Source organism: Microvirga sp. P5_D2, assembly GCF_054049475.1.
Window position 1 is genome coordinate 1 of the sequence record NZ_JBFUMH010000199.1, and the last position, 8,144, is coordinate 8,144.

9 protein-coding genes are annotated in these 8,144 nt (G+C 63.0%); 1 reads left to right on the forward strand and 8 read right to left on the reverse strand.

Features of this window, described 5'->3' with window-relative positions; translation table 11 throughout:
- Positions 1–16 precede the first annotated feature (16 nt).
- Positions 17–1,225: an acetylornithine transaminase gene (locus tag ACXJKO_RS27645; RefSeq protein ID WP_457094251.1), complete on the reverse strand. Its 1,209-nt coding sequence runs from the start codon at positions 1,223–1,225 to the stop codon at positions 17–19.
- 387 nt (positions 1,226–1,612) lie between these two features.
- Here ACXJKO_RS27645 and ACXJKO_RS27650 point away from each other — a divergent pair, with 387 nt between their 5' ends.
- Positions 1,613–2,143, forward strand: coding sequence for a GcrA family cell cycle regulator (locus tag ACXJKO_RS27650; RefSeq protein ID WP_457094252.1), 531 nt, complete (start codon positions 1,613–1,615; stop codon positions 2,141–2,143).
- Between the two features lie 60 nt (positions 2,144–2,203).
- Here ACXJKO_RS27650 and phoB read toward each other — a convergent pair whose 3' ends face one another.
- From phoB to ACXJKO_RS27685, 7 genes are all read right to left on the reverse strand, one after another.
- Complete coding sequence (gene phoB, locus ACXJKO_RS27655; protein ID WP_457094253.1) at positions 2,204–2,926, reverse strand: phosphate regulon transcriptional regulator PhoB; 723 nt, start codon at positions 2,924–2,926, stop codon at positions 2,204–2,206.
- Positions 2,927–2,928: 2 nt separating this feature from the next.
- Positions 2,929–3,642 (reverse strand): phosphate signaling complex protein PhoU, encoded by a 714-nt coding sequence (phoU, locus tag ACXJKO_RS27660; RefSeq protein WP_457094254.1) that lies wholly within the window; start codon positions 3,640–3,642, stop codon positions 2,929–2,931.
- Between the two features lie 26 nt (positions 3,643–3,668).
- Entirely contained in the window at positions 3,669–4,487 is an 819-nt protein-coding gene (pstB, locus tag ACXJKO_RS27665; RefSeq protein ID WP_457094255.1) for a phosphate ABC transporter ATP-binding protein PstB, read from the reverse strand.
- The gene (pstA, locus tag ACXJKO_RS27670; RefSeq protein ID WP_457094256.1) at positions 4,484–5,386 is read right to left on the reverse strand and encodes a phosphate ABC transporter permease PstA; all 903 of its coding nucleotides are present in this window, start codon (positions 5,384–5,386) and stop codon (positions 4,484–4,486) included. The genes pstB and pstA overlap by 4 nt, the downstream gene beginning before the upstream one ends.
- Before the next feature lie 8 nt (positions 5,387–5,394).
- Positions 5,395–6,330, reverse strand: coding sequence for a phosphate ABC transporter permease subunit PstC (gene pstC, locus ACXJKO_RS27675; protein WP_457094258.1), 936 nt, complete (start codon positions 6,328–6,330; stop codon positions 5,395–5,397).
- 78 nt (positions 6,331–6,408) lie between these two features.
- Positions 6,409–7,443, reverse strand: coding sequence for a phosphate ABC transporter substrate-binding protein PstS (gene pstS, locus ACXJKO_RS27680; protein WP_457094259.1), 1,035 nt, complete (start codon positions 7,441–7,443; stop codon positions 6,409–6,411).
- Positions 7,444–7,615: 172 nt separating this feature from the next.
- Positions 7,616–8,144 (reverse strand): sensor histidine kinase (locus tag ACXJKO_RS27685; RefSeq protein WP_457094257.1); only part of this gene is annotated, 529 nt, incomplete at its 5' end.

Consider the following 8,144-nt stretch of genomic DNA (forward strand, 5'->3'; position numbering starts at 1 on the left):
AGGAAGTGACGGGCGGTCATTGGGTTGCTCCAGGCTGAGCGGTCGTCTGCAGCTCAGCTTCAAGGGATGCGCAGGCGGCATCCATGCGGTTGAAGGCTTCGGTGACATCGGCATCGCTGATGATCAGCGGCGGCAGGAGGCGGACCACATTGTCGCCCGCGCCGATGGCGAGGAGCTTGTGACCGCGCGCTGCCGCGATGAACTCGGTGTTGGGCACGACGGTGCGCAGGCCCATCATGAGGCCAAGCCCCCTCACCTCCGAGATCACGGTCGGATGGCGGTCCTTCAGCTCGGCCATGCGCTGCTTCAACAGCAAGCCCATGCGCTCCACATGCTGCAGGAAGCCGGGCTCCAGGATCACGTCGAGAACCGCGTTGCCCACGGCCATGGCGAGCGGGTTGCCGCCGAAGGTGGTGCCGTGGGTGCCGACCGTCATGCCCTTCGCGGCCTCGGCCGTCGCAAGGCACGCGCCGAGCGGGAAGCCGCCGCCGATGCCCTTGGCCACCGACATGATGTCCGGCGTCACGCCGGTCCATTCATACGCGAACAGCTTGCCCGTACGCCCGACGCCCGTCTGCACCTCGTCGAAGATCAGGAGCAGGCCATGCTGGTCGCACAACGCGCGCAGCTCGCGCAGATAAGCGTTCGAGGCCGTTCTGATGCCGCTCTCGCCCTGGATCGGCTCGATCAGCAGGGCCGCCGTCTCAGGAACGATGGCAGCCTTCAAAGCCTCCAGATCGTCGAAGGGCACCTGATCGAACCCTTCGACCTTGGGGCCGAAACCTTCGAGATATTTAGCTTGGCCGCCGGCCGCGATGGTGCCGAGGGTTCGGCCATGGAAGGCGCCCTCGAAGGTGATGATGCGGAAGCGCTCGGGGTTTCCGTTCACATAATGATAGCGGCGAGCCATCTTCACGGCGGCCTCGTTCGCCTCGGCGCCGGAATTGGAGAAGAACACCACATCGGCGAAGGTGTTTTCCACCAGGCGTTGAGCCAGGCGCTCACCCTCCGGGATCTGGAACAAATTGGAGGTATGCCAGACTTTAGAGGCTTGCTCCGTCAGAGCCTTCACCAGATGCGGATGAGCGTGGCCCAAGGCATTCACGGCGATGCCGGCCCCGAAATCGAGATATCGCTGCCCATCTCGGCCGTAGAGCCAGGGGCCCTCCCCCTTCTCGAAGGACAACTCGGCGCGCGCATAGGTCGGCAGCAATGGCGATGTCACGGGGCTTCTCCGCCTCATAAGAGACCCAAAGTCGCACCCAAGGGGTCCGACCGGGCCCAAAAAAGAAAGCGCCGCCCAAGCGGGGCGGCACGAGAGGGATTCTAACGAGGTGCGAGACCCTGTCAATTCAAGAGAAATGATCCGACCTATCACTGAGAAAATTTTAGAAGGTGAGTTCCTTGGGGAAAACGACAGGGGGTGTTCAGGGACTCTTGCGCCCGAGTCCACCCATCCTGTAACTTCAGGGCAGTCGAGTACAACAATCGTGCGGCGGCTTTCACCCTCAGGAGTGACCCTCACAACGCGGTCGGACATCAAATATCTGTCCGCGAGACGAGTGGGATTCTGGGTTGGGAGAAGCTGCCAGCGATGGAGGCAAGTTAAAAAATGACAGATGCGGGCGCAACTTGGACCGATGAGCGGGTCGAGCTTCTCAAGAAGCTCTGGACCGATGGCTTGAGCGCGAGCCAGATCGCCGCCGAGCTCGGCAACGTGACCCGCAATGCCGTTATCGGCAAGGTTCACCGCCTCGGCCTCTCGGGCCGTCCGAAGGACGTGAAGGCCGCTTCCGCGACCCCGCGCGTCCGCAAGGCCACCCGTACGCCCAGCGCCCCTGCCCCCATCGCACCGCAGGCCCACAGCAACGTGGTGATTGCTCCCATTCCGCTTCAGCCCGTGCGGCCGGAGCCGGTCGATATGGGCGATGACGACGTGGCGATCCCCATGTCCGAGCGCGTGACCATCATGGACCTGCGTGACTCCATGTGCCGCTGGCCCATGGGCGATCCCACCAAGCCGGAATTCCGCTTCTGCGGCGCCCGCTCCATCACGGGCCTGCCCTATTGCAACCATCACGCCCGCATCGCCTACCAGCCGGTGGCCGACCGCAAGCGTGAGCGCAAGCTGGCCCGCGCTTAAGACACAATGCATTCAAGCGAAAGGCCCCGCCGATTATCTCGGCGGGGCCTTTTCGTTTTGTCAGCTTTCCGCGTCCAAGGTCTGGTCCGAGCGGGCGAAGGTCTCATCGAACGAGTAGCCCGCCCCTCTCACGGTGCGGATCGGATCCGGCTGCTTGGGCAGGTTGATCGCCTTGCGCAGGCGGCCCACATGCACGTCGACAGTCCGCTCGTCGATATAGACGTCATGGCCCCACACCGCATTGAGCAGATATTCGCGGCTGAAGACCCGGCCCGGGCTCTGCATCAGGAATTCGAGCAGGCGGAACTCCGTCGGCCCCAGATGCAGGTCCTTGCCATTGCGGCGCACGCGATGGGTCTCGCGGTCGAGTTCCATGTCTCCGGCCCGCAGCAGCGTCGCGATATGCGCTGGCTTCGTGCGGCGCAGGAGCGCACGCACGCGCGCCAGAAGCTCGGGAACGGAGAACGGCTTGACGATGTAATCGTCCGCGCCGGTGGACAGGCCGCGGATACGGTCGCCCTCCTCGCCTCGCGCCGTCAGCATGATGACGGGAAGGCGCTCGGTTTCCGGGCGCACGCGGATGCGGCGGCAGAGCTCGATGCCGGAGAGGCCCGGCAGCATCCAGTCGAGGAGCACGATATCGGGCACCTGCTCCCGCAGGCGGATCTCGGCATCGTCGCCCCGGGAAACGCTGTCGACTTCGTATCCTTCGGATTCAAGGTTGTAGCGCAGGAGGAGCGTCAGAGGCTCCTCGTCCTCGACGATCAGAATACGAGGCCCCATGCTCAGGCTCCCACCTCGGTCGAGGCATCGATGGAACGGTCGTTCTTGGGCCGGTCGATGGCCAGGTTCTCGCCGGTGACGAGGTAATGCACCGTCTCGGCGATGTTGGTAGTGTGGTCGCCGATGCGCTCGATGTTCTTGGCGCAGAACAGGAGATGCGTGCAGAAGGAGATGTTGCGCGGATCTTCCATCATATAGGTCAGAAGCTCGCGGAAGAGCGAGGTGTAGAGCGCATCGATGGCGCCGTCCCGCTTCCACACGTCGAGTGCGCGCACCGTGTCCTGCTGGGCATAGGCATCGAGCACGTCCTTGAGCTGGGCGAGCACGAGATCGCTCATGTGCTGGAGGCCGAGCACGATCTTCTGGGGTTGGAAATCGCTGCCGATGACGAGCGCCCGCTTGGCGATGTTCTTGGCGAGATCGCCGATCCGCTCCACGTCGCCGGAGACGCGGATCGCCGAGATGGTTTCGCGCAGGTCCACCGCGAGCGGCTGGCGCCGGGCGATGGTGAGGATCGCGCTTTCCTCCACCTCGCGCTGAAGCACGTCAAGGCGCTTGTCGGCGGCAATCACGGTTTGAGCCAGCGGCGTGTCGTGACGCACGAGGGCCTGGATTGAATCGACGAGCATCTTCTCGGCGATGCCGCCCATCTCGGAGATGCGCCGACGGAGGGCCTGCAGGTCGTTGTCGTAGGAAGTGACGATATGCTCCGCCATCGGAGGTCTCCCTTGAGATGCTTCGATCAGCCGAAGCGGCCCGTGATGTAGTCCTGGGTCTGTTTCTTGGTGGGGTTCATGAACATCTTCGTCGTGTCCCCGAACTCGATGAGCTCGCCCAGATACATGAAGGCCGTGAACTGCGAGATGCGCGCGGCCTGCTGCATGTTGTGGGTGACGATGACGATGGTGAACTCCGAGCGAAGCTGCTCGATCAGCTCCTCGATCTTGCCGGTCGAGATTGGATCGAGCGCAGAGGTCGGCTCGTCGAGCAGGATCACCTCGGGGCGCTGCGCGATGGTGCGCGCGATGCACAGGCGCTGCTGCTGGCCGCCGGAGAGGCCCATGCCGGATTGGCGCAGCTTGTCCTTCACCTCGTCCCACAATGCCGCCTTGCGAAGCGCCTCCTCGACACGGTTGTCGAGTTCACTCCTGGACAGCTTCTCGTAGAGGCGAATGCCGAAGGCGATGTTGTCGTAGATCGACATGGGGAACGGCGTCGGCTTTTGGAATACCATGCCGACACGCGCGCGCAGCTCGTTCACGTCGATGGACGGCGAGAGCACGTTCTGCCCGTCGAGCAGGATCTGCCCTTCGGCACGCTGTTCCGGATAGAGGCTGTAGATGCGGTTGAAGGTGCGCAGTAGCGTCGATTTTCCACATCCGGACGGGCCGATGAGCGCCGTCACCTGCCGGTCGTGGAAATCGAGGGCGATATCCTTCAGGCTACGGAAATCGCCGTAGTAGAAATTCAGGTCACGCACGGCGATGCGAATGGGCGCGCTTGCATCGCCAACCGCGGCGCTTCCGATGGCGTTGCTTGCGTTTACGGCAATCGTGCTCATCGGACTTTATCCTTCTTCAAGAGCAGGCGCGCTACGATCGACAGCGCCAGGATCGACAACGTAATGATGAGGGCACCGGCCCAGGCCAGTTCGCGCCAGTTCTGGTAAGGCGCCAGGGCGAACTGGTAGATGGTGACGGGCAGGTTCGAGACACCGCCCATGAGGGTCGGGCTGAACCAGAAGTTATTGTTGAGCGCGGTGAACAGCAACGGCGCCGTCTCGCCGGCGATGCGGGCTGTGGCGAGGATCACACCGGTGACCATGCCCGCGCGCGCTGCCTTCCAGCTGATCTTGACGATCACCGTGGACATGGGCGCGCCGAGAGCGGCGCCCGCTTCGCGCAAGGAACCTGGCACGAGGCGCAGCATGTCCTCGGTGGAACGGACAATCACGGGAACCGCGATGATGGCAAGGGCAACGCCGCCGGCCCAGCCCGAATAGCCACCCATGGGCTGCACCATGAGCATGTAGACGAAAAGGCCGATCAGGATGCTCGGTGCGGCGAGCAGGATGTCGTTGACGAAGCGGATGATCATGGCGAGCACGGAGGTCTTGCCGTATTCCGCAAGATAAGTGCCGGCGAGTACGCCGATGGGCGTTGCCACGACGATGCCGAGAACGGTGAGGATCAGGCTGCCAACGATCGCGTTGGCGATGCCGCCGCCTTCCGTGCCCGGACCGGGAGTCGTCTCGGTGAAGACTGCGGTCGAGAGACCGCCGACACCTTCGACGATCAGCATCAGCAGGATCCAGCCCAGCACGAAGGCGCCGAGAGCCGTGAACAGCGTGCAGGTGATCTTCAGCGTACGATCCGCAAGATGGCGGCTGCGGCGCACGCGTCCCCAGGGAGCCGGTGCAGTCACCGCCGTGACGGAATGGGAAAGAGCGGTATCCATCATCAATCTCTCTAGTGAGTCTGCACGCGAGCGATCAGGAGGCGCGCAAGAGCAAGGACAATGAAGGTGACGATGAAGAGGACGCAGCCCAGCGCAAGCAATGCGCTCATCTGCATCCCAGAGGCCTCATTGAACTCGTTGGCGATGCGGGAAGCGATGGTCGAGCTCGGGTCGAAGAGCGACAGCGACAGGCGGTTCGCATTGCCGATCACGAAGGTCACGGCCATGGTCTCGCCCAGCGCGCGGCCGAGGCCGAGCATGATAGCCCCGATGATGCTGACGCCGGCCTGCGGCAACAGCACGTGGCGCACGACCTCCCAGGTGGTGCAGCCGATGCCGTAGGCGCTTTCGCGCAGCACCGTCGGGATCTGATCAAGAATGTCGCGGGTGATCGAGGCGATGAAGGGAATGATCATGATCGCCAGGATGATGCCCGCCGTCAGCATGCCGACACCGGAGGGCACGCGGGCATAGAGGACCGTGCCCAGGATCGGTATTCCCTCGACGATGGTCGACAGCGGGATCTGGACGTATTGGGCAAAGAGCGGCGCGAAGACGAAGAGACCCCACATGCCGTAGATGATGCTGGGCACGGCGGCCAGAAGCTCGATGATTGTCGAGACGGGACGGCGTAGCCAGGCCGGGCACAGCTGCGTGAGGAAGATCGCGATACCGATGGAGATCGGAACGCCGATCACGAGAGCGATGAGCGCGGATGTCAGCGTTCCGGAGATGGCGACCCAGGCGCCATACTGATCCAGACCGACATTCCAAACGCTCGACGTCAGAAACCCGAAACCAAACTCTCTGAAGGCGGGCCAGCCGCCGTAGAGCATCGAGCCGATGATGCCGGCGAGAACGGCGAGAACGATCAGGGCGGAGCCATAGGAAGCCCAGCGAAAGCCCTGATCGAATGCTGGAGAGGAGCGGCGGCGGACAGCCTGCATGTTCGATATGGTCAATTTATCAGACACGACAGCCATCCGCCTCACTCCTTCAATGACAACCCTTGTGGGCCGTCAGTCTTACATCTGGTAGACAGCCTTGCCCGAGCCGTCCTTGATGTCCTTCGACCAAGTGGCGCGGATTTGCTCCACCACGTTGTCCGGCAGCGGGACGTAGTCGAGATCGGAAGCGAGCTTGTCACCGTTCTTGTAGGCCCAATCGAAGAACTTCAGAACCTCGGTCATCTGCTCCGGCTTGTCGGCCGTCTTGTAAACGAGAATGAAGGTGGGGTTCGTGATCGGCCAAGCGTCGTCGCCCGCCTGGTTGGTTAGCGAGATGCCGAAGCCCGGAGCCGACGACCAGTTGGCGCTGGCGGCAGCGGCCTGGAACGATTTGATCTCGGGCTGCGGATACTTGCCGGCCTTGTTCTGGAGCAGGGTGTGCGGGATGTTGTTCTGTTTGGCGTAGGCGTACTCGACATAGCCGATCGAGTTAGGAACCTGCTTCACGGTCGCGGCAACACCCTCGTTGCCCTTGCCACCCTGGCCGATGGGCCAGCTGATCGTGGTGTTCGCACCGAGCTCGGTCTTCCAAGCCTCGGAAACCTGCGACAGGTAGGTGGTGAACACGCTGGTCGTGCCCGAAGAGTCGGAGCGGTAGACCGGGGTAATGTTGGCGTTCGGCAGGGTCACGCCGGCGTTCAGCTCAGCGATCTTGGGGTCGTTCCACTTGGCGATCTTGCCGTGGAAGATGTCGGCGAGCACTTGGCCCGTCAGCTTGATCTGGCCGGCCTGGATGCCCGGGATGTTCACGACGGGGACGACGGCGCCCATCACGGTCGGGAACTGAAGCAGGCCGTTCTTGTCGAGATCGGCACCCTTCATCGGAGCGTCGGTCGCGCCGAAATCGACGGTCTTGGCCTGGATCTGCTTGATGCCGCCGCCGGAACCGATGGACTGATAATTCATGCCGTTACCAGTCTCTTTCTTGTAGGCTTCAGCCCACTTCGAATAGACCGGGAAGGGGAAAGTCGCGCCTGCGCCGGTGATGTCAGCAGCGGACGCCGTGGTCGAAAGGCTAGCGACGGCAAGGCCGGCCGCGAGGGCGAAGGACATGATCTTCACGGTAAATCTCCCTGTTCATACAAGCGCGGCCGGTGGTTCTAAGACCCGTCCAGGCCACGCGAGGGGACAGCTAGGCCCGGCCTATGTCGCCTCTAAGACAGTTGGATGACAATTAAATGACACCCCAAAAGGATCCCTTCGCGGGCCTTCAGGATTCATGCCGTCACTTGCCCGCGGGAGCCTCGGGAAGCGTAACGGTGAAACAGGCGCCCTGGCCGGGATCGCTTGTGATATCGAGGTGGCCGCGATGGCGGTTGACGATGTGCTTGACGATGGCGAGGCCCAGGCCCGTGCCGCCCTTGTCCCTGCTCTGCACCACATCGACGCGATAGAACCGCTCCGTCAGGCGCGGCAGGTGCTCCGGCGCAATGCCGGGGCCGTAATCCTGCACGGAGAGGACGACTTGGTGGCCGCTCTGGCCAGTTTGAGCGCTGTCGATGGTCACATCCACCGCTCCCCCGCTCTCTCCATATTTCACCCCGTTCTCGATCAAGTTTTCGAGAACGCGGAGAAGCTCGTCGCGGTCGCCGAGCACACGGACAGGGTGAGCGGGCATGTTCGCGCGGATGACGACACCACGCTCCTTCGCCATGGGTGCGTTCGTTTCCACCATCTGCCGAGCCAGCGCCACGAGATCGACCGGCTGCGTCGGCAGGACGTGCACGCGCATCTCGATCCGCGAGAGCGAGAGC